General features: G+C 71.6%; 16 protein-coding genes. 7 read left to right on the forward strand and 9 right to left on the reverse strand.

What is annotated here, in order from left to right; genetic code table 11:
- Positions 1-10: 10 nt before the first annotated feature.
- Together F8279_RS02140 and F8279_RS02145 are read right to left on the reverse strand one after the other, a co-directional pair.
- Complete coding sequence (locus F8279_RS02140; RefSeq protein WP_151498928.1) at positions 11-925, reverse strand: NAD(P)-dependent oxidoreductase; 915 nt, start codon at positions 923-925, stop codon at positions 11-13.
- Complete coding sequence (locus tag F8279_RS02145; RefSeq protein ID WP_151498929.1) at positions 922-1,650, reverse strand: sugar phosphate nucleotidyltransferase; 729 nt, start codon at positions 1,648-1,650, stop codon at positions 922-924. The genes F8279_RS02140 and F8279_RS02145 overlap by 4 nt, the downstream gene beginning before the upstream one ends.
- 336 nt (positions 1,651-1,986) lie before the next feature.
- Here F8279_RS02145 and F8279_RS02150 point away from each other — a divergent pair, with 336 nt between their 5' ends.
- Entirely contained in the window at positions 1,987-3,276 is a 1,290-nt protein-coding gene (locus F8279_RS02150) for a glycosyltransferase (RefSeq protein ID WP_151498930.1), read from the forward strand.
- Entirely contained in the window at positions 3,273-3,914 is a 642-nt protein-coding gene (locus tag F8279_RS02155) for a sugar transferase (RefSeq protein ID WP_151498931.1), read from the forward strand. Before F8279_RS02150 ends, F8279_RS02155 begins: the two co-directional genes overlap by 4 nt.
- Before the next feature lie 140 nt (positions 3,915-4,054).
- On the opposite strand, the gene F8279_RS02160 is transcribed toward F8279_RS02155, so the two are convergent.
- The 3 genes from F8279_RS02160 to F8279_RS02170 all read right to left on the reverse strand — a co-directional run bounded on the left by F8279_RS02160 (position 4,055) and on the right by F8279_RS02170 (position 8,103).
- Positions 4,055-5,371 carry a glycosyltransferase gene (locus tag F8279_RS02160; protein ID WP_158614782.1) on the reverse strand — a complete coding sequence of 439 codons (1,317 nt, stop codon included), beginning with the start codon at positions 5,369-5,371 and terminating at the stop codon, positions 4,055-4,057.
- 168 nt (positions 5,372-5,539) lie between these two features.
- On the reverse strand, positions 5,540-6,814 hold the full coding sequence (locus F8279_RS02165) for a lipopolysaccharide biosynthesis protein (RefSeq protein WP_192580600.1): 1,275 nt from the start codon (positions 6,812-6,814) through the stop codon (positions 5,540-5,542).
- Positions 6,815-6,861: 47 nt separating this feature from the next.
- Positions 6,862-8,103 (reverse strand): O-antigen ligase, encoded by a 1,242-nt coding sequence (locus F8279_RS02170; protein WP_151498933.1) that lies wholly within the window; start codon positions 8,101-8,103, stop codon positions 6,862-6,864.
- A gap of 367 nt (positions 8,104-8,470) precedes the next feature.
- Between F8279_RS02170 and F8279_RS02175 the strand changes: the two genes are divergently transcribed.
- Positions 8,471-9,400: an NAD(+)/NADH kinase gene (locus tag F8279_RS02175; protein ID WP_151498934.1), complete on the forward strand. Its 930-nt coding sequence runs from the start codon at positions 8,471-8,473 to the stop codon at positions 9,398-9,400.
- Here F8279_RS02175 and F8279_RS02180 read toward each other — a convergent pair.
- The 4 genes from F8279_RS02180 to glgC form a co-directional block, all read right to left on the reverse strand.
- On the reverse strand, positions 9,369-10,421 hold the full coding sequence (locus F8279_RS02180) for a DegT/DnrJ/EryC1/StrS family aminotransferase (RefSeq protein WP_151498935.1): 1,053 nt from the start codon (positions 10,419-10,421) through the stop codon (positions 9,369-9,371). The two genes, F8279_RS02175 and F8279_RS02180, sit on opposite strands and share 32 nt — an antisense overlap.
- Positions 10,418-11,290: an N-acetyltransferase gene (locus tag F8279_RS02185; RefSeq protein WP_151498936.1), complete on the reverse strand. Its 873-nt coding sequence runs from the start codon at positions 11,288-11,290 to the stop codon at positions 10,418-10,420. Before F8279_RS02185 ends, F8279_RS02180 begins: the two co-directional genes overlap by 4 nt.
- A gap of 88 nt (positions 11,291-11,378) precedes the next feature.
- A complete protein-coding gene (pgm, locus tag F8279_RS02190; protein WP_151498937.1) occupies positions 11,379-13,022 on the reverse strand; it encodes a phosphoglucomutase (alpha-D-glucose-1,6-bisphosphate-dependent) in 1,644 nt (547 codons plus the stop codon).
- 34 nt (positions 13,023-13,056) lie between these two features.
- Positions 13,057-14,289, reverse strand: coding sequence for a glucose-1-phosphate adenylyltransferase (gene glgC, locus F8279_RS02195; protein WP_151498938.1), 1,233 nt, complete (start codon positions 14,287-14,289; stop codon positions 13,057-13,059).
- A gap of 94 nt (positions 14,290-14,383) precedes the next feature.
- On the opposite strand from glgC, the gene glgA reads away from it, so the two are divergent.
- The 4 genes from glgA (at position 14,384) to glgB (ending at position 20,807) form a co-directional block, all read left to right on the forward strand.
- Positions 14,384-15,577 (forward strand): glycogen synthase, encoded by a 1,194-nt coding sequence (gene glgA / locus F8279_RS02200; RefSeq protein WP_151498939.1) that lies wholly within the window; start codon positions 14,384-14,386, stop codon positions 15,575-15,577.
- Between the two features lie 83 nt (positions 15,578-15,660).
- Positions 15,661-16,386, forward strand: a complete 726-nt coding sequence (locus F8279_RS02205) for a class I SAM-dependent methyltransferase (RefSeq protein ID WP_151498940.1) — start codon at positions 15,661-15,663, stop codon at positions 16,384-16,386.
- A 234-nt stretch (positions 16,387-16,620) separates the two neighbouring features.
- Positions 16,621-18,717, forward strand: a complete 2,097-nt coding sequence (locus tag F8279_RS02210) for an alpha-1,4-glucan--maltose-1-phosphate maltosyltransferase (RefSeq protein ID WP_151498941.1) — start codon at positions 16,621-16,623, stop codon at positions 18,715-18,717.
- Positions 18,705-20,807, forward strand: a complete 2,103-nt coding sequence (gene glgB, locus F8279_RS02215; RefSeq protein WP_151498942.1) for a 1,4-alpha-glucan branching protein GlgB — start codon at positions 18,705-18,707, stop codon at positions 20,805-20,807. The genes F8279_RS02210 and glgB overlap by 13 nt, the downstream gene beginning before the upstream one ends.

Below are 20,807 nucleotides of genomic sequence, written 5' to 3' on the forward strand. Positions count from 1 at the left end.
GATACAACCTCTACTCCTTCGGCAGTGCGGTCCGGTCAAGGTCGGACGCCTCCGCCCAGATGGCCTTCACCGTGTCTGTCACTTCGTAGGCAGGACTCCAACCGAGCCGCCGGACTTGCGAGATGTCCGCACACATCCACGTCACGCCCGCGGAGCGGTGGCCGTCCTCGGCGGGTGCCGCCTCCGCGATCCCGCCGGTGAAGCCCGCCACCGCAGCCAGTTCCCTGATCACCGTGCGCACCTGCACCGCCCGGCCGGCACCGACGTTGAGGACGGGATGCGGCGTCTTCGGTGCCGCCACGACGGTGGCCACGGCGCGAGCGACGTCCCGGACGTCCACGAAGTCCCGGTACGCGCCGAGCGGCCCCAGGACGATCTCCGGGACGCCGCGTGCCAGTCCGGCCCGCAGCAGACGTACCGCCCGGCCCAGCACGTTGTCCCGCGACAGACCGGCACCGATGGGGTTGAACACCCGTAGTACGACACCGTCCAGGCGGTTCGCCGCGACGGCGAGCTCCATCAGCCGGGTGGCGGCCAGGTGACTCAGTCCGTACGCACTCACGGGCGCGCCCGGCCAGGTCTCTGGCACCGCAATGCCGTCGGGAACGATCCCGTACTCGCCGGCGCTGCCGAGCCGGATCAGCCGGGCCTGGGGCGCGGCGGCCGCCACGGCCTCGACGAGCTTGGCGGTGACGAGGGTGTGGGCCGCGACCATGTCGTGATCGGTTCCGGAGAGCAGGCCGGTGCAGTTCACCACCGCCACGGGCCGGTGCGCCCCGATCAGCGCGCCCAGCTCACCCACCGTGGCCGTGAGCAGGTCACACTCGGCGCGACGGGGAGAGACGACGTCGTGTTCGCCGGCGAGGGCAGCATGGACGTGACGGCCGACGAAGCCGTTGGCGCCGAAGAGCAGAACGCTCGTCACAGCGTCTCCCGGAGGCCGGCGGGCAGGAGGATGTCCCGCTGTGCCTCGAAGGTTCGGTTGGCCTCGTCGTAGTCCTCAGGACGGCCGATGTCCAGCCAGTAGCCGCCGAAGGGGTAGTCGGCCGGGTACTGCCCCTGCTCGATGAGACTCGTCATGAGCTGGTCGAAGCCGAGCGGCATGCCGGCGGGGTAGGACGCCACGGTCTTGGCCGCCAGGCCGTAGACCCCCATGCTCACCCGATAGTCGAGGGTGGGCTTCTCGGCGAACTCGATCACCCGGCCGTCAGACACGGCGAGCACCCCGAAGTCCACCTTGACCTGACGGCGGAAGGTCGCCACTGTGAGCGGCGCGCCGCCGGCGGCGTGGGTCCGCAGCAGGTCGCCGTAGTCGAGGTCGGTGAGGATGTCGCCGTTCATGACCAGGAAGTGCTCGGGCAGGCGGTCACGGAGCCCGAACAGCGGGCCGACGGTCGACAGCGGCACCCGTTCCTCGGTGTAGTCGACCCGCAGTCCGAACCGCCGGCCGTCTCCCACGAAGGCGCGGATCAGCGACCCGAGGTGGTTGACCGCGAGCGTGACGCCGCTGAACCCGGCCGCCGCGAGCTGGTGCAGGACGATCTCCAGGATCGCGTAGCTGTCACCGATGGGCACCAGCGGCTTCGGCAGCGCTGTGGTGTACGGACGAAGCCGCGTCCCCCGACCACCGGCCATGATCACCGCGTGCATGCCGCACCCCCCGCCTCGCCGGCCGCGGCCGTCCGCAAGCTCTCCCGTGCCTGCGACGCCGTGCCGGTACCGCAGGTGGGCGGACCGTCCGGCACGACGATCCCGCCGGCCGAGCCCGTTTCCCTGAGAGCACACGTCAGGTTGGACCCCACGGAACCGGCACCCTCCGTGACGACGAATTCCACATCTGCTCCTACCGGTCGCGCGCCTCTCGGCAGGAGCAACGAAAAATAGGAGCTTTGGTTACTAAATGCCGCGAGCATCGTTCTTAACGCCAAAGCGACTATAAGCCTCGTATCACTCGTGACGAGGGTCCGAACGCTCGGAGGCGAACCCGTGAAGCCTGCTCCCCGGTCCGGTGCTGCCGCCCACGACCCGACCGGCCGACCGGCACTGCGCGTCGCCGTCATCGTCAAGACGAACTACGGCGGACTCTGGACCATCCCGCAGGCGTGCGCCCTGCGGGATCGCGGCCACGAGGTGGTGGTGATCTGCCCGCCCGGCGGCCGGCTGAACGCCCGCCTGGCCGAGGCCGGGATCCGTACGGTGGCGTCGCCGTTCTCGTTCCGCTTCCGGCCCAGCCTCACCACGCTGTCCGAGCTGTGGCGGCTGCGCCGCCTCGTCCGCCGCCTGCGGCCCCAGGTGCTCTACCACCACCTGTACGCGGCCACGCTGGGCGCGCGGCTCGCGACCGTCGGCCTGCCCCTGGCCCGGGTGCAGTTCGTCGCCGGCCCCGCGTTCCTGGAGTCACGGGCGGTCCGGGTGGTCGAGCGGCTGCTCTGGCGGCTGGACCGCACGATCATCTGCGGCACCCGCTACACCTCCCGCCTCTACGGCGAGTTGGGCGTGCCGGCGTCGCGCCGGCCGGCCGTGACCAGCGGGCTCAACCTGGCCTGGGCGACCGCCGACCTGCCGGACGACACGGCGGCGACGCGGGCGGAGGCCCGGGCGAAGTGCCGGGCGGATCTCGGGCTGAGCCCGGACCAGTTCGTCGTGATCATGGTGGCGTACGTATATCCACCGCGGAAGCTCGCCGCGCACCGGGACCGCGCGTTCAAGGGCCACGACGTCCTGCTCGCGGCGTGGCAGGAGATCCGGTCCCGGCACCCCGAGGCGGTGCTGATGCTCGTCGGGGGCGGCTCGGACCAGGCCGGCGAGGAGCACCGGCAGGAGCTGATCCGCCGGTTCGGGGTCGCCGACGACCACTCCGTCCGCTGGATCGACACCGCCGACGACGTGCGGCCCTACTACCGGGCGGCGGACCTCAGCGTGAGCCCGTCGCTGAGCGAGGGGCACGGCGCACCGCCCGAGGCGGCGCTGCTGGACGTGCCCAGCGTCGTCAGTGACGCTGGCGGGCTGCCGGAGACGGTGGACGAGAGCTGCGGGTGGGTGGTCCCCCGGGACGATCCGGCCGCCCTGGCGGAGGCCATCGAGCACGCGTACACGGAGTTCCGGTCCGGGCGTCTCGCCGAGCGCGGGTTACGCGCCCGCGAGCGGTCGCACCGGCACTTCGACAACCGGATCTCGGCGGTGCGGATGGCCGAGGTCGTCGAGCACGCCGCGGGCGTCGGCGGACCGCCCGGGGAGTACGCGCCGCCGGCCGCCGGGAAGGTGCACTCCCGGTGAGCCCCGCGCGGCGGTCGATCGAGCTGCGGCTCAAGCGGCTCATCGACATCACGGTGGCGCTCGTCGTGCTCGTGGTGACCGCGCCGGTGGTGGCGGTCGCCGCGCTGCTCGTCCTGGCCCAGTTCGGCAGCCCGGTCTTCTTCCGCCAGGAACGCACCGGCCGGTACGAGCGCCGCATCCGGGTTCTCAAGCTCAGGACGATGTCCGACGACCGCGACGCGGAGGGCCGGCTGCTGCCCGACGGGGTCCGCTGCCGGGGCATCGGCCGGACCCTGCGGCGGTTGAGCATCGACGAGCTGCCGCAGATGGTCAACGTGCTCCGCGGCGACCTCAGCCTGGTCGGTCCCCGACCGCTGCTGCTGCGCTACGACCCGTGGTACACCGACCGGGAGCGCAAGCGTTTCGAGGTGCGGCCGGGCATCACCGGGCTCGCGCAGGTCAACGGCCGCAACGACCTGGCCTGGACCGACCGCTTGGAACTCGACGTCCGCTACGTTCTCGGCTGGTCTCTCTGGCTCGACCTGCGCATCCTCGCGCGGACCGCGGGCAAGGTCCTGCGCGCCTCCGGCGTGGCGGTAGACCCGTCGGCGCAGATGCTCGACCTCGACCAGGAACGACGCCTCACCGGCGTCCGCTGAGGCACCGCATCGACCCTCAGCCCTTCGCACGGCGGCACGGTCCACGTACCGGATCCCTTCTCTCGGCCGCGGCGGACGACGAGCACACGATCGATCCCCGCGCCGTGAGGGCACGGGGATCGATCGGTGGCGGGGTGGGCTCAGCGAGACCGCGGGCGGCGCGTGTGGTGCGCCCTCCCGGCGGCGTCGCGGAGGATGTCCAGGTAAGAGCCGAGCTGGTCCTCGCGGAACAGGCCGTCCATCGCGGCGGCCGGCACCGCCGGCAGTCGTCCGGTCCGCTCCTTCACGGCGAGCCACTCCCGCAGCCGTGCCGCGATCGCAGCGGGGTCGTTGCACACCACCCCGGCACCCCTGTCCCGCAGGAGTTTCGCCGCCACCCCGCCCTCGTACCCGAGGAGGAGGATGGGGCGCCGGGCCTGGAGGTAGTCGAATATCTTGCCGGTCACCGTGCCGGCGTCCCGCGGGTCGTTCCACATGAGCAGGACGAGCGCATCAGCGTCAGCCTGGATCCGCCATGACTTCTCCGGCGGGACGTAACCGAGGTTGGTGACCGACTCACGCACGCCGGCCCGTCCGGCCGCGACATCGACGATCCCGTGGTCCTCGCCGGCAAACGTCACGTGCACCCGGCTGGCGTCGTCGCCCAGCAGCGCGATCGCCTCCAGCAGAGGGCCAGGATCCCGACGTCCTGGGTAGACGTATCCGGTGTGTGCCAGTGTGAGAGTCGCCCGGCCGCCGCCGACAGGAGCGGCGTCGACCGATCCGGCAGGCGGGGGCCGCCGGTCGATGCCGTTCATGACCACATGCGTGTCCACCCCGAACGTACGGCGGACCGTCTCCGCCAACGGCTCCGACACTGTCACACAGGCCGTCACCGACCGCAGGAGGCGGCGCTCCAGCTTCTCGTCCACCGCCCGTCGCGGTGCCGAACGCACCCAGTACTCGTTACCCACGGACCAGAGGTCGCGGTAGTCCGCGACCCATGGCACCCGGAGCCGGTTGGCGATCGCGGCCGCCACCAGGAAACCGGAGAACGGCGGTGCCGACACCAGGACGACATCGGGACGCCAGTCTCCGGCCGATCGGCGGAACGCACGGATGGCCGGCCGGACCCAGTTGAGCTGTGGGTCGGGGACGAGCAACTCCAGGCCGGCACGGACGAGCGAACGGTTGGCCTTCGCCCTCAGCCTGGTCAGTCGCGGCACCGGCCGGGCGACTTCGCCGTCGGCCGGCACGGCCTCGATCCGCCTGACCCGGGGAAGCTGGGGCGACGGCTCGGCGCGGATCACGCGGTCCTCGGGCACCAGGGTGGGCTCGTCCCCCTGCCCGGCGGCGACGGTGGTCAGCACACGGACGTCCCAGCCCTGCTGGAGCGCGAAGGCGGCGAGGGCACCAGGCCGGCGGGCACCGACCGACTCCGCCGGCGGAAAGTAGTAGGAGACGATCAGCAAGCGCAACGCTGACTCCGATTTCCGTTCTCGATCGGTCATGGCCGGCACCCCGGCCGCCCGTGGTACGAGCCCTGCATCTGGGCACACTCCTTTTCCTGACCTGACACATGCATCAACGACGCCGCACAGAGTCGAGATGCGCAAAAGGTTCAAATAGGGCCGTCCCGCCCTCCATCAGCTCTGTGGAACGAGTCGGGGGGACGAGGCGGCACGTCTCGCGGCTCGGCTCGCCACCGTCACCACACGCAACGACATGAGCCAGCCGACGCCGTACGTGACAGCTCCGGAGAGACCGAACGCCCAGACGGCGATCAGCGCGGATCCGTCGGCCAGCGCCACGGCGGAGACAGCGCCCGCGATCACCAGGACACGGCCCGCGTCCCAGGCGAGTTGGAGACCTTGACGTTCGAACACGACCAGCGTCTGGGAGAGCGGTGACGCGACGAACTGAGCCGCCATGAAGACGGCCAGCGCCTGTGCGTAGTCGGCGCTGCTGTGCCACTGGGGCCCGAAGATCAGGGAGAACGCCGACGGCGCGGCGAGCACGACGGCAACCGCACCGGGCACAGCGATCAGTGCCAGTCTCCGCGTCGCGCCGATGAAGATCCGCCGCCCGTCCGCGGCACGCTCCCGGGCGGCCCTCGCGATCTCGGCCAGGTAGACCTGGGCGACGGCGGAGGACACCAGCGCGATCGGCATCGCGATCACCCGCTGGGTCAGGCCCAGCCAGCCGGCAACCGTGCTGCCGTACCAGGAGGCGATGAGCAGAACCGGCAGTTGAGTACCCAGGATGTTGAGAAGTCCGGACGGCGCCATGAGAAAGGGGAACCGGCGGTATCTCCGGGCCACGGCCGCAAGGCCCCGGAACCGCGCGCCGCCCGGCGCCGCGCCGCGCCGGCGCGCGCCCCGGAGCAGGACCCCGGCGGCAACCACCTGCCCGAACCCGAACCCGAGCGCCAAGCCGCCGGACGCCAGACCCGCCACGCCGGCCACGAGCTGCATGGCTACGACGCCCACGGCCTGGAACAGGTTGCGCCGACCAATCATGCCGTATCGGCGGTGTCGCACGGCGAACTGGTTGAGTACCAGAACCGTGCCCATCGCCGCGGCGGTGGGCGGAACCACCCACAGCCAGGGCGCAAGATCGGGCTGGTCGAACCACCGAGCCACCTCGTCACGCAGGAGCAGCACCAGCAGCGCCCCGACGGCGCCCGTCCCGCAGGCCGCAGCGAGGCCCAGGGTCACCAACGCACGGGCGTCACTCTCCCGCTCGGGAATCGGGATCGCCATCTCCCACCGGAGCGCGGCCACCGTGCCGATGGTCACCGCCAACGCGGAGACCACGGCGAAGAGACCGAAATCGGCCGGACGGTAGATCCTGGCCAGAAGCGGAGCGGCCGCCAGCGCCAGCACCTGGCCGCCCGCCGACCCGGCGGCGATGCTGAGCACGCCGCGCCGGGCCCCCGACATGGCGGGCAACCGGGAACGGCGCCAGGTCAACCGAGAGCCCGCGCCCGGCCGGCGTGTTCCCAGAGCCCGCGCCCGCTCGGGGGGCGGGACGGGGATGTCGGCCCCCATGCCTCGGCACGGGCCTGCCGCCGGGCACCGACCATGCCCGGCCGCCCCCCGGCGGCCCGTGCTCGCGCTCCGGCGAGCAGGAGCACGCCGAGAGCCAGCACGACGAAGAGCGGTCGATCCCCGTTGATGTCGCCGGAGGTCGACACCGCCACCGCGTAGAACGCGAGCAGGCCGAGGACGAGCCCTGCTGCGGGCTCACGTCGGCTGACGACCCAGAGTCCGAACGCCACGGCGAGGACGGCCAGGACGAAGACGCCTCCCACCAGCCACCCCGCCTCGGCCGGTAGTTCGAGCCAGAGGTTGTGCGGATACCTGTAGACGGCCATGCCGGAGTAGTCACCCCAGTTGCCGTAGCCGATTCCGCCCGGGTTCTCGGCGATGATCGGCGTGGTGGCCTCGCGCATGCCTGCGCGCGCGCTACCGAACAGCTCCTCGCTCGGGTCGACCACGAGTGCGTACACCCGAGGCGGCAGCAGTGAGGGCAAGGCGGCGACGACCAGCACCAGGGCACCCATCAGGGTCAGGCCGACCCACTCACGGCGAACCTGCCGGATCTTCAGCCGCAGTCCGGCCAGGACGAGGAAGAACATGGCTACGACGGTGGCCAGCAGCGGCCCCCGGGAGCCGGTCGCGATCAGACCGAGGAGGAGTATCACGGCCAGGAGAGCCGTCGGCCAGGCCGACAGACGCCTGCGCAGGTAGAGCCAGGTGAGGGCCACGAGCGCGGCCCCGACAGCTCGGGCCAGCCAGATCGGATTGGAGCCGAACCCACTCGCCCGCCCGCCCTCCGAGTCCCCCGTCAGGGCCGCGACCGCGAGCACCAGGCCCGACACGACGAACACTACGGCGAACATCTCGACGTCCCGCGGTCCGCGCAGCACCGCGACCGCCAGGGCGGCGGCCATCGTCAGGGTCACCAGCAGGAAGAACTTCTGCTGGCCGTACTCAGATTCCGGTGAGCGGGTGATCCCCGGCAACGCGAGCACTCCGAAGAGCACCAGAACCCAGAACACCACGACGCGGGCCCGGGAGGCCGGACGAAGGACCTCGTGGAGGATCAACGGCACCGCCAGCAGCACCGCGGTCACCACGAACCCGCGGGCGATCAGGCGCGGGAACTGGTCGAAGTTGAGCAACGCCACGACGATCGTGGCACGCACCACGGAGGATCCGACACCTGAGCCGGACCGCACCCGCGGGCCCGCTTCGAACGGCAGTCCGGGGCGGTTCATCACGCCGGCGGCCGACCGGCTCGTGCCGTGCGCCACCGTCACCTCCGGCTCCCCACCGCGCACCTCGGCGTCCGTCCGCGCAGGCTGCGCACCTCAAGGTCCGGCCGATGCCGCAGTCGGGCACCCGCCATGATCATGACTTGCATCGACGCTCCACTCGTCCCCGTTCCACCTCGCGTCCAACGAGCCGGAGCCGAGCACGGGTACGGAAGGTCGCCTGTTCGGATACACTTCGCCGCCCACGCGCCTTCCGGTACGCCGGGCGGCCCGCCCACCGGTGTGATGAGCTGTAGGGGTGGCGGGCTATGTGTTCGGGCTGGTGCTGCACCCCACCCGGGACGTCTCCGAGGTGGTGGAGACGATCGCACGGTGGGCGGCGCAGCACCACAAGACCCTGGCCGTCAGGTGCGAGGACCGGCACCGGGTGCCGGCCTCGGTGGAAGCGGTGCCCGTCGGCGACCTGGCCGCACACTGCGACGCGCTGATCAGCATCGGCGGCGACGGCACCATGCTGGGTGCGCTGCGGATGGCCGTCCGCGATCCGAAGCCGGTGCTCGGCGTACACCTGGGGCGGCTGGGCTTCCTGGTCGAGGTGGAACCGCCCGACCTGCCCCGGGCACTGGAACGGCTGGTGGGGCGGGATTTCACGATCGAGTCGCACGCATGCCTGGCCTGCGACGTCTGTGGTGACGACGTGGTGGCGTTCAATGACATCGCCCTGGTCCGGCAGCCCGGAGCGGGCTTCGTCACCGCCACCCTGGCGGTTGACGGTCAGCGCTACGGCTACTACCGGTGCGATGCGTTGGTGGTGAGCACACCCACCGGCTCGACCGCCTACAGCTACGCCGCCGGGGGCCCGTTGGTCTCGCCCTCGACCGAGGCGATGGTGGTGACGCCCTCCGCGCCGATGGCCGGGATCTCCCGTTCGGTTCTGCTCTCCGCCCACGAAAGTGTGCACCTGGAACTACGCCCGGACTCCGCGCCGGTGGCGGTGGAGATGGACGGGTTGCTGATCCGTCAGGCGGCGACGGAGGGCTCGGTGCACGTCCGGTACGTCCGCGACGCCGGTCGCGTCGTCCGCCTCGACCCGCGCCGCTACCAGGAGCGCAACCAGCTCAAACTGAGCCTGCTCGATCTGCCGTTGCTGCCCGACCAGCTACGCGAACTCCTGCCGGAGGGGCTACGGGAGCAATTCAACCGCCGGAAGCTGCCCCCGCCGCGGTGACGGCCGCGCCCTGCGCCCTCTCGTCACCCCCGAACCCGGGCGTCATCACGGTGCGGTGACCGGGAAGGGAGTTCAGAGCTCGGCGGAAGCCGGCGATCAGGGCGGGATAGTCGTCCGGCGCGATGTCCTGGTGCACCGGGAAGTTGATGATGTGCCGCGCGAGGCGCGCCGTCGTCGGGTGGTCACGCAGGTGCTCGATGAGCGTGTGGTAGAGGCTGACCATGCCGAATCCCTCGCGGTTCATTTCCGCGTAGACGTGGTCACGGTTCTCGCGTCCGGCCCCGAGGATCCGCACCGGCAAGGTCTGCGGCACGTCGTCCTCGTCGAGTTCGGGCCACATCAGCTCGAAGGCGTCACCCATCTCCGGCAGGGTGCCGAGCAGACCGGTGAGGGCGCTGAAGTTCTCCCGGCGCTGTCGGGCGATGCCCGGCGTGTCGTGGTCGATCACGTACCGCGCCAGCTCCGGCGCGGTCTCGCGCTGCCCGGTGAGCCGGTCGGGGTTGCGGTAGGTCACCATCCCGCCGCGCGCCCCAGGCATCGGCAGCATCTTGTGCAGGGAGTAGAGCGACACCTCCCCGGTGCGCCCGGCCGGACCACCGCGCGCATGGGTGAACCAGGCGTGCGCGAGGTCCTCCAGCAGCAGCGCACCGTGTCGATCGGTCAGGGTACGGATCCGCCCGATCGCCCGCTCGGTACGGCCGAAGTAGTGGATGACGACGACCACGTCGTACCGGCCCTCGGCGAGCCGGGTCTCCAGCGAGGACAGGTCCACCGCGAGGTCCGGGGTCAGGTCGTAGAAGCCGGGGTCGAGGCCGAGTTCGGTCACCGGATCGAAGACGCCACTGCCCTCGTGCGCCGACCAGCCGATGAACGACGGCAACAGGATGCCACGTTGCTCGCCTCGCCACACCTCGGGCTGCGCGAGCAGGTCCCGCATCCCCTCCCGGGCCGCGCTGTAGAACAGGCTCGGAGTGTGGAATGCACCCGGGTCGGTGGCGGTCTTGGCGATCGTCTTCGTCACGTGAGCTCCAGTCGGGTGCGGATCTCGGGTGTGGACATCCTCAACGAGTGGTTTACGGCGCGCAGGTCACCGAGGGCACAGGGCGGCGGGGCGTCGCCGGACGCCATGACCAGCACGCGATCGATCTCGGGGAACTCGCGCAGCACGGCGGCGACGACGGCCGGCTGCCGCAGGGTCGCGACGTCGAAGCAGCGCAGCACCCGGGTGCTCGGGCGACCGAACCGCACGTCGGAGTCCCCGACGACGGCCGTGAGCTCGCCGAAGCCGTAGGTTTCGAACCAGGCACGAGCGGCATGCAGACCGTCGAACCGCACACCGGCGGACGCAGCGGACCGGTCGGGTGCGACGTCGGTGACCCACCACGTGCTTGTGGACTCGATGGTGAAGCCGAGCCGGTCGTACAGGGCCCGGGCAGGAGCGTTGTCGGCGAAGACGTCCAGCCGCATTCCCCGGACGCCGGGATGGCGATCGAGGTACGCCCGCAACAGCGCACGGGCGACGCCACGGCCGCGCGCGGCTCGTACGACGCAGATGTAGGAGAGGTGGGCGAGTCCCGGGTCGACGAGTGTCAGGTCGGCGAAGCCCAGGCGCTCGCCCTCGTCGGTCTCGGCCACCAGGAAACAGCGGCCGGGGAACGACGCCGGATGCTCCAGCACGACCTCCCAGAACCGGCCGACGCCGGGCTGGGCCGAAGTCAGGTAGTCGTGCAGGTGGCGGACGAACGACGCCTGGCTGACCGAGGCCAGCCAAGCGGCGTCGGCGACCGCTGCCGGACGTACGTGAACGTTCGGCGAAGCAGCCGGGGCATGGCTGTCGGAGGCGGGCGACACGGAATCGGACAGAGGCGCGGGACGCGGGACGACCGACATGGCCACACCATAGGCCGCCGGAACCCCACTAAAGGTGGATTTCGGGCAGAAACCTGCCCGGGTTGAACGACGGACGCTCCGTGAACGGTCAGGCGGTGGCGAGCACGCCGTCGACCAGCGCCTTGGCCTCCTCCTGGATCCGGGCCAGGTGCTCCGGGCCCTGGAACGACTCGGCGTAGATCTTGTAGACGTCCTCGGTGCCGGACGGGCGGGCGGCGAACCAGCCCGACTCCGTGGTCACCTTGAGGCCGCCGATCGCGGCGCCGTTGCCGGGCGCGGTGGTGAGGATCGCGGCGATCGGCTCACCGGCCAGCTCGGTCGCGGTGACCTGCTCCGGCGAGAGCTTCGCCAGGACCGCCTTCTGTGCCCGGTCGGCCGGCGCGTCGATCCGGGCGTACGCGGGCGCCCCGAAGCGGTCGGCCAGCTCGGCCCAGTGCTCGCTCGGCGTACGGCCGGTGGTGGCGATGATCTCGGCGGCGAGCAGGCAGAGCAGGATGCCGTCCTTGTCGGTGGTCCAGGTGCCGCCGTCGCGGCGCAGGAACGACGCCCCGGCGCTCTCCTCGCCGCCGAAGCCGACGGTGCCGTCGAGCAGGCCGGGCACGAACCACTTGAACCCGACCGGCACCTCCAGCAGCGGGCGGCCGAGGTCGGCCGCGACCCGGTCGATCATCGAGGAGGAGACGAGCGTCTTGCCCACCGCCGCGGCCGGACCCCACTGCTCCCGGGTACGGAACAGGTGGCCGATCGCCACGGCCAGATAGTGGTTGGGGTTCATCAGGCCGCCGTCGGGCGTGACGATGCCGTGCCGGTCGGCGTCGGCGTCGTTGCCGGTGGAGACCGCGTAGTCGTCCCGGGCGGCGATCAGGGAGGCCATCGCGTTCGGCGACGAGCAGTCCATCCGGATCTTGCCGTCGCCGTCGAGCGTCATGAACCGCCAGGTCGGGTCCACGAGCGGGTTGATCACGGTGAGGTCGAGGCGGTGCCGGTCGGCGATCTCGCCCCAGTACGCCACGCTCGCCCCGCCCATCGGGTCCGCGCCGATGCGCACCCCGGCGTCGCGGATCGCGTCGATGTCCAGCGCGACGGGCAGGTCGTCGACGTACCGGGCGAGGAAGTCGTACTCCCCGGTGGTGGCGGCGGCGCGCGCCCGCGCGTACGGGATGCGTTTCACCTCCTTGAGCCCGGCGGCGAGGATCGCGTTCGCGCGGTCCTGGATCCACTTCGTGGCGTCGGTGTCGGCGGGCCCGCCGTGGGTGGGGTTGTACTTGAACCCGCCGTCGGACGGCGGGTTGTGCGACGGGGTGATCACGATGCCGTCGGCGAGGCCGCCGGTGCGCCCCCGGTTGTGGGTGAGGATGGCGTGCGAGACCGCGGGGGTCGGGGTGTAGCCGTCGCGGCTGTCGCGCAGCACTGTGACGTCGTTCGCGGCGAGAACCTCCAGCGCGTCGGCCTCGGCGGGCGCGGACAGCGCGTGGGTGTCCCGGCCGAGGAACAGCGGCCCGTCGAGGCCCTGTTCCCGCCGGTAGTCGCAGAGCGCCTGGGTGACGGCGAGGATGTGGTCGGAGTTGAAGGCGTTGCGCAGGCTGGAACCGCGGTGCCCTGAGGTGCCGAAGGAGACCTGCTGCGCCGGGTCGTCCGGGTCCGGGTGCTCGGCGTAGTAGGCGGTGACCAGCCGGGGCACGTCGACCAGGTCGGCGGGCTGCGCGGGCTGGCCGGCACGGGGGTGGGCCACTGCGGGATCCTCCTCGGGGATGTGGCGGGACTGCTCAGGGCTCGACGCGCTGGCCCTTGCCGATGACGACGATGCCGTTGTCGGACACGGTGTAGCGCTGGCGGTCCTTCTCCAGGTCGACGCCGATCTCGGCGCCCTCCGGGACGTGGACGTTCTTGTCCAGGATCGCGCGCCGGACGACCGCGTGGCGGCCGATCTGGACGCCCTCCATCAGCACGGCGCCGTCGACGTGCGCCCACGAGTGGACCTTCACCTTCGGCGCCACGATCGAGTTCTCCACCAGCGAGCCGGAGATCACCGAGCCGGGCGAGACCATGGAGCTGACCGCGCGGCCCACCCGCTCGCCCCAGGCGTGCACGAACTTGGCCGGCGGGTACGGCGGCTGCTCGGTGTAGATGGGCCACTCGAAGTTGTAGAGGTTGAACACCGGGTGCACGTTGATCAGGTCCATGTGCGCGTCGTAGAACGAGTCGAGCGTTCCCACGTCCCGCCAGTAGCCGCGGTCGCGGTCGGTGCTGCCGGGCACCTCGTTGTCCTTGAAGTCGTAGACGTTCGCCTCGCCGCGCTCGACGAGCATCGGGATGATGCTGCCGCCCATGTCGTGCTTGCTCGTCTTGTCCGCCGCGTCGCGCTCGACCGCCTCGCACAGCGCCCTGGTGGTGAACACGTAGTTGCCCATCGAGGCGTAGATCTCGTCCGGCGCGTCGGGCAGCCCGACCGCGTCGGTGGGCTTCTCGCGGAACGCGCGGATGCGCTTGCCGTCCTCGCCGACCTCGATCACGCCGAACTGGTCGGCCATCGCGAGCGGCTGCCGGATGCCGGCCACCGTGACCCCGGCGCCGGAGGCGATGTGGTCGTCGACCATCTGCCGGGGGTCCATCCGGTAGATGTGGTCGGCGCCGAAGACGATCACGTAGTCGGGCTGCTCGTCGTTGATCAGGTTGAAGCTCTGGTAGATCGCGTCGGCCGAGCCGGCGAACCACCACGGGCCGCGGCGCTGCTGCGCGGGCACCGGCGTGACGTAGTTGCCGAGCAGCGTCGACATCCGCCAGGTCTTGGTGATGTGGCGGTCCAGCGAGTGCGACTTGTACTGGGTCAGCACGACGATCTTGAGGAAGCCGGCGTTCGCCAGGTTGGACAGGACGAAGTCGACCATGCGGTACATCCCGCCGAAGGGGACGGCGGGCTTCGCCCGGTCGGTCGTCAGGGGCATCAGGCGCTTGCCCTCCCCGCCGGCCAGGACGATCGCGAGCACCTTGGCAGCCATGCTCAGACGCTAACCACCTGGAACCGACTTCACCACTCGGACGCCCACACTTGCGCACCGCGTGCGACGTGGCGCTCTGCACTAGGGTGCGGGCATGGCACCGATGCGCGTCGACCTGCTCACCCGCGAGTACCCGCCGGAGGTGTACGGCGGCGCCGGGGTGCACGTGGAATACCTCGCCCGCGAGCTGCGCCGGCTCGCCGACGTGCGGGTGCACTGCTTCGGCGCGCCCCGCGACGAACCGGGTGTCACCGCGTACGCCGAACCGCCCGCGCTCGCCGGCGCGAACGCCGCGCTGCGGGTCATGGGCGCCGACCTGGAGATGGCCGCCGGGACGGCCGGCACCGACGTGGTGCACAGCCACACCTGGTACGCCAACCTGGCCGGCCACACCGCGAAGCTGCTGCACGGGGTGCCGCACGTGGTGACCGCGCACAGCCTGGAACCGCTGCGCCCGTGGAAGGCCGAGCAGCTCGGCGGCGGATACGCGCTCTCCTCGTGGTGCGAGCGGACCGCCTTCGAGTCGGCCGACGCGATCATCGCGGTGAGCGAGGGCATGCGCCGCGACGTGCTCACCGCGTACCCGGCGGTGAACCCCGACCGGGTGCGCGTGGTCTACAACGGCATCGACACCGCGCAGTACGCCCCGGACCCGGGCACCGACGTGCTCGACCGGCTCGGCATCGACCCGGGGAGGCCCAGCGTGGTCTACGTCGGGCGGATCACCCGGCAGAAGGGCCTGCCGTACCTGCTGCGCGCGGCCCGGGAGCTGCCCGCCGACACCCAGCTCGTGCTGCTGGCCGGTGCGCCGGACACCCCGGAGATCGCCGCCGAGGTGGAGGGGCTCGTGGCGGAGCTGCGGGCCACCCGGTCCGGGGTGGTCTGGGTGGCGGCGATGCTGCCCAAGCACGAGGTGATCCAGGTGCTCACCCACGCCACGGTCTTCGCCTGCCCGTCCGTCTACGAGCCGATGGGCATCGTCAACCTGGAGGCGATGGCCTGCGAGACCGCAGTGGTGGCGACCGCCACGGGCGGCATCCCGGAGGTGGTGGCCGACGGCGAGACCGGGCTGCTGGTGCCGATCGAGCAGGCCGGTGACGGCTCCGGCACGCCGCTGGACCCGGAGCGTTTCGTCGCCGACCTGGCCGCGCGGATCAACGAGCTGCTGGCCGACCCGGACCGGATCGCGGCGTTCGGCGTGGCGGGGCGGCGGCGCGCGGTGGAGCACTTCTCGTGGGACGCGATCGCCCGCCAGACGATCGAGGTGTACCGCTCGGTGGGCGTGTAAGGAGGGGCCCCTTCTTAACAGCCCGGTCACGGGGCGCCGCACAGCGTCCGCCCGGCGCGGTGCACGGTGGGTAGGTTCGCGAGGTGCCCGATGCGATATTCGCCCACCCTCGCCTCGCTCCCCTCTACGACGCGTTCGACGGCGACCGGGACGACCTGGACGCGTACCTCGCGATCGCCGACGAGCTGGACGCGCGTGTGGTGCTCGACCTCGGGTGCGGCACCGGGAACCTGGCCCTGCTGCTCGCCCGGCACGGCCGTACCGTCGTGGGCGTCGACCCGGCCGGGTCGTCCCTCGCCGTCGCCCGGTCGAAGGATCCGGAAGGCCGCATCCGCTGGATCCACGGCGACGCCACGACGCTGCCGCCGCTGCGCGCCGACCTGGCCACGATGACCGCGAACGTGGCGCAGGTCTTCCGCACCGACGACGACTGGACCCGGGCGCTGCGGGGCGTGCACGCCGCGCAGCGCCCCGGGGGCCACCTCGTGTTCGAGACCCGCCGCCCGGAGCGCCGCGCGTGGGAGGAGTGGGCGGACACCGCGCCGGTCACCCGCGACGTGCCGGGCGTCGGACGGGTGGAACGGCGCCTCGAGGTCACCGCGGTCGATCTGCCGCTCGTGTCCTTCCGGTACACGTACCGGTTCCGGCGCGACGGCACGGTCCTCACCTCGGACTCCACGCTGCGGTTCAGCGACCGGGACGAGGTCGAGTCGAGCCTGGCCGCCGCCGGTTACCGGGTGGACGACGTGCGGGAGGCGCCCGACCGCCCCGGCCGGGAGTTCGTCTTCGTCGCCCAGCGGTCGACCTGAACGTCGCCGTCGGACGGGCCAGAGCGCCCGGAAGTCCGCCACCCGTTCGGTGGAACGCTATGGGTGCCTCAGCGCCCTTTTGACACCCATAGCGTTCCACTCACCGCAGCCCACGCTCGTCGGTGGAACGGCACGGGTGCCTCACCGGCACGGGCCTCGACGCCCTCGTGAGCGGGTTGAGGGCTGACGCGGAGTCGCCGAGCGCGAAAGGATCTCGCGCAGTAGGTTGAGCGGGTGACTGGACGGTTCCCGATCGAAGACGTCTCCCCCGTCGTCTCCTGCGGTCGCTACCCGGCCAAGGCGGTGGTAGGCGAGGTCGTGCCGGTGTCGGCGCGGGCCTATCGCGAGGGCCACGACGCGCTCGGGTGCAACGTGGTCTGGCTCGGCCCGGACGGCGCGGCCCGCCCGTTCACCCGGATGCGCCCGGGCGAGCCCGGCCAGGACCGCTGGCACGCCACCATCCGCCCGGACGCGGTGGGCCTGTGGCGCTTCGCCGTGGAGGCGTTCCAGGATCCGTACCTCACCTGGCAGAACGCGGTCACCAAGAAGATCGCCGCCGGCCAGGGCCCGGCCGAGCTGGCGAACGACCTGGCCGAGGGCGCCCGCGTGCTCACCGCCGCGCTCGACCTGGTGCCGAGAGCCGACCGTGATCGCGTACGCGAAGCCGTGCGGGCGCTGGCCGACGACGACCTGGACCTGCCGCGGCGGGTGAGCGCGGCGCTGGATCTGGCCGACCTGCTCTGGGAGCACCCGGTGCGCGAGCTGGTCACCACCGGCGAGGAGCGCACGCTGTGGGTGGACCGGCCGCGGGCGCTCTTCTCCGCCTGGTACGAGTTCTTCCCCCGCTCCGAGGGCGCGATCCCGGCCACCGTCGACGCGCCGGCCCGTTCCGGCACGTTCGCCACCGCGATCCAGCGGCTGCCGGGTGTCGCGGCGATGGGTTTCGACGTGCTCTACCTGCCGCCGATCCACCCGATCGGCCGGGTCGGCCGCAAGGGCCGCAACAACGCGCTCACCGCCGGGCCGGACGACGTGGGCTCGCCGTGGGCGATCGGCGCGGCCGAGGGCGGCCACGACGCCATCCACCCCGACCTGGGTACGCCGGAGGACTTCCGCGACTTCGTCGCCGCCGCCGCCGAGCAGGGGCTGGAGGTGGCGATGGACCTGGCGTTGCAGTGCGCGCCGGATCACCCGTGGGTCACCGAGCACCCGGAGTGGTTCACCACCCGGGCCGACGGCAGCATCGCGTACGCGGAGAACCCACCCAAGAAATACCAGGACATCTATCCGCTGAACTTCGACAACGACCCCGGGGGCATCCGGGCCGAGATGCTGCGGGTGGTGCTGCACTGGGTCGGCGAGGGCATCCGGATCTTCCGGGTCGACAACCCGCACACCAAGCCGTTCGACTTCTGGCACTGGCTGATCGCCGAGGTCAAGAAGGTCGACCCGGACGTGCTGTTCCTGGCCGAGGCGTTCACCCGGCCGGCGATCATGCACGGCCTCGGCAAGGTCGGCTTCACCCAGTCGTACACCTATTTCACCTGGCGCACGACGGCGGCCGAGATGCGGGAGTACTGCGAGGAACTGGTCGCCTCGGCCGACTGGATGCGGCCGAACTTCTGGCCCAACACGCCTGACATCCTGCACTCGTCGTTGCAGCACGGCGGCCCGCCGATGTTCAAGATCCGGGCGGTGCTGGCGGCGCTGCTGTCCCCCTCGTGGGGCATGTACGCGGGGTTCGAGCTGTTCGAGCACGTGGCCCGCCCCGGCGCGGAGGAGTACCTCGACAACGAGAAGTACGAGCTGCGGCCCCGGGACTGGGACGCCGCGCTGGCGCAGGGCCGGTCGCTGGCGCCGTTCATCACCACGCTGAACCGGGTACGCCGGGACAACCCCGCCCTGCACCAGCTGCGCAACCTGCGGTTCCACGACATCGACAACCCGGCGCTGCTGTGCTGGTCGAAGCACGACCCGGCGACCGGCAACACGGTGATCGTGGTCTGCTCGTTCGACTCCCGCGAGGTGCAGTGGGGCAACACCACACTCGACATGCCGGCGCTCGGCCTGGACTGGCACGAGCGGTTCACCGTGCGCGACGAGCTGACCGGCGCCGAGTACGACTGGGGGCAGCGCAACGCGGTACGCCTCGACCCGTACCTGCAACCGGCGCACGTGCTCACCGTCCGCCGCCCGGCCGCACCGGCCCTCGCCGAGCCGGAGCACCCGGCCGCGCCCGACCTCACAGTGGAAGACGTACCCGCCGACCTCTCCGGCGGCACCGCCCCGACCGCACCGGCCGACAAGGACGACGCCCGATGGACCAGCTGATCACCGGCGAGGTACACGACCCGCACGCCGTGCTCGGCGCACATCCGGCCGACGGGAGCACCACGATCCGGACGCTGCGCCGGGGCGCGGGCGAGGTGACGGTGCTCGCCGACGGCGAACGGCACCCGATGAAGCGGGTCCACGACGCCGGTGTCTTCGAGGCGGTGCTCCCCGGCGAGGTGCTCGACTACCGGGTCGAGGTGGACGGCACGACGCACGACGACCCGTACCGTTATCCGCCCACGCTCGGCGACCTCGACCTGCACCTGATCGGCGAGGGCCGGCACGAGCGGCTCTGGGCGGCCCTCGGCGCCCGCGTGTTCGACGAGGGCGTCGCGTTCACCGTCTGGGCGCCGAACGCCCGCGCCGTGCGGCTGATCGGCGACGTGACCGGCTGGGCGCCGGACGACGGGTGGCCGATGCGGTCGCTCGGCTCCAGCGGCGTGTGGGAGATCTTCGTGCCCGGTCTGCCGGTGGGCAGCCGCTACAAGTACCGCGTCCTCGGCGCCGACGGCCGGTGGCGGGACAAGGCCGACCCGATGGCCGCGCGCACCGAGGTGCCGCCGGCCACCGCGTCGGTGGTGCACGAGTCACGGTACGAGTGGGGCGACGCGGACTGGCTCGCGCGCCGGTCCCGGCAGGCGCCGCACCAGGAGCCGATGAGCGTGTACGAGGTGCACCTGGGCTCCTGGCGGCCCGGCCTCGGCTATCGGGAGCTGGCCGAGCAGCTCACCGCGTACGTGGTCGAGATGGGCTTCACCCACGTGGAGTTCCTGCCGGTGATGGAGCACCCGTTCGGCGGCTCGTGGGGCTACCAGGTCACCGGCTACTACGCGCCCACCGCCCGGTTCGGCGACCCGGACGACTTCCGCCACCTGGTGGACCGGCTGCACGCGGCGGGCATCGGCGTGCTCCTGGACTGGGTGCCGGCGCACTTCCCCAAGGACGAGTGGGCGCTTGCGCGTTTCGACGGCACCCCGCTGTACGAGCACCCCGATCCGCGTCGCGGCGAGCACCCCGACTGGGGCACGTACGTCTTCGACTTCGGCCGCAACGAGGTGCGCAACTTCCTGGTCGCCAACGCGCTGTACTGGCTGGACGAGTTCCACATCGACGGGCTGCGCGTGGACGCGGTCGCCTCGATGCTCTACCTGGACTACTCCCGGTCCGAGGGGCAGTGGGCGCCGAACGTGCACGGCGGCCGGGAGAACCTGGAGGCGATCGCGTTCCTCCAGGAGGTCAACGCCACCGTCTACCGGCACCACCCCGGCGTGCTGATGATCGCCGAGGAGTCGACCGCCTGGCCCGGCGTCACCAAGCCGACCTCCGACGGCGGGCTCGGGTTCGGGTTCAAGTGGAACATGGGCTGGATGCACGACACCCTGCTCTACACCTCGAAGGACCCGATCTACCGGCAGCACCACCACCATCAGCTCACGTTCTCCCTGGCGTACGCGTGGAGCGAGAACTACGTGCTGCCGATCAGCCACGACGAGGTGGTGCACGGCAAGGGCTCGCTCGCGGGCAAGATGCCCGGCGACACCTGGCAGCGGCTGGCCACCACACGGGCGCTGCTGGCGTACATGTGGGCGCACCCGGGCAAGCAGCTGCTCTTCATGGGCTGCGAGCTGGCCGACGACCGGGAGTGGAGCGAGGAGCGCGGCCTCGACTGGTACCTCACCCACGATCCGGCCCGCGCCGGTGTGCAACGGATGGTCGCGGACCTGAACCGGGTCTACCGGGAGACCCCGGCGCTCTGGGCGCAGGACACCGACCCGGCCGGCTTCCGCTGGATCGCCGGGGACGACGTCGCCAACAACACGGTGTCGTTCATCCGGATCGCCCCGGACGGGCAGACGCTGGTGTGCGTGGCGAACTTCTCCGCGGCCCCGCTGGAGGACTACCGGATCGGCCTGCCGGCGGCCGGTACGTGGGCCGAGGCGCTGAACACCGACGCCCACCACTACGGCGGTTCCGGCGTGGGCAACCTGGGCGAGGTGCACGCGGAAAACGTGCCGTGGCACGGCCTGCCGGCGTCGGTGTCCCTGCGCATCCCCCCGCTGGGCGTCCTCTGGCTCTCACCCCGTTGA

The organism is Micromonospora sp. AMSO1212t, assembly GCF_008868145.1.
Lineage (GTDB): Bacteria > Actinomycetota > Actinomycetes > Mycobacteriales > Micromonosporaceae > Micromonospora > Micromonospora tulbaghiae.

What these genes read in the sequence shown, in the direction of transcription:
- glgB (WP_151498942.1), top strand. Translation starts at nt 18,705, where the DNA reads ATGGACCAGCTGATCACCGGCGAGGTACACGACCCGCACGCCGTGCTC.
- F8279_RS02185 (WP_151498936.1), bottom strand. Translation starts at nt 11,290, where the DNA reads ATGTCGGTCGTCCCGCGTCCCGCGCCTCTGTCCGATTCCGTGTCGCCC.
- glgC (WP_151498938.1), bottom strand. Translation starts at nt 14,289, where the DNA reads ATGGCTGCCAAGGTGCTCGCGATCGTCCTGGCCGGCGGGGAGGGCAAG.
- F8279_RS02145 (WP_151498929.1), bottom strand. Translation starts at nt 1,650, where the DNA reads ATGCACGCGGTGATCATGGCCGGTGGTCGGGGGACGCGGCTTCGTCCG.
- glgA (WP_151498939.1), top strand. Translation starts at nt 14,384, where the DNA reads ATGGCACCGATGCGCGTCGACCTGCTCACCCGCGAGTACCCGCCGGAG.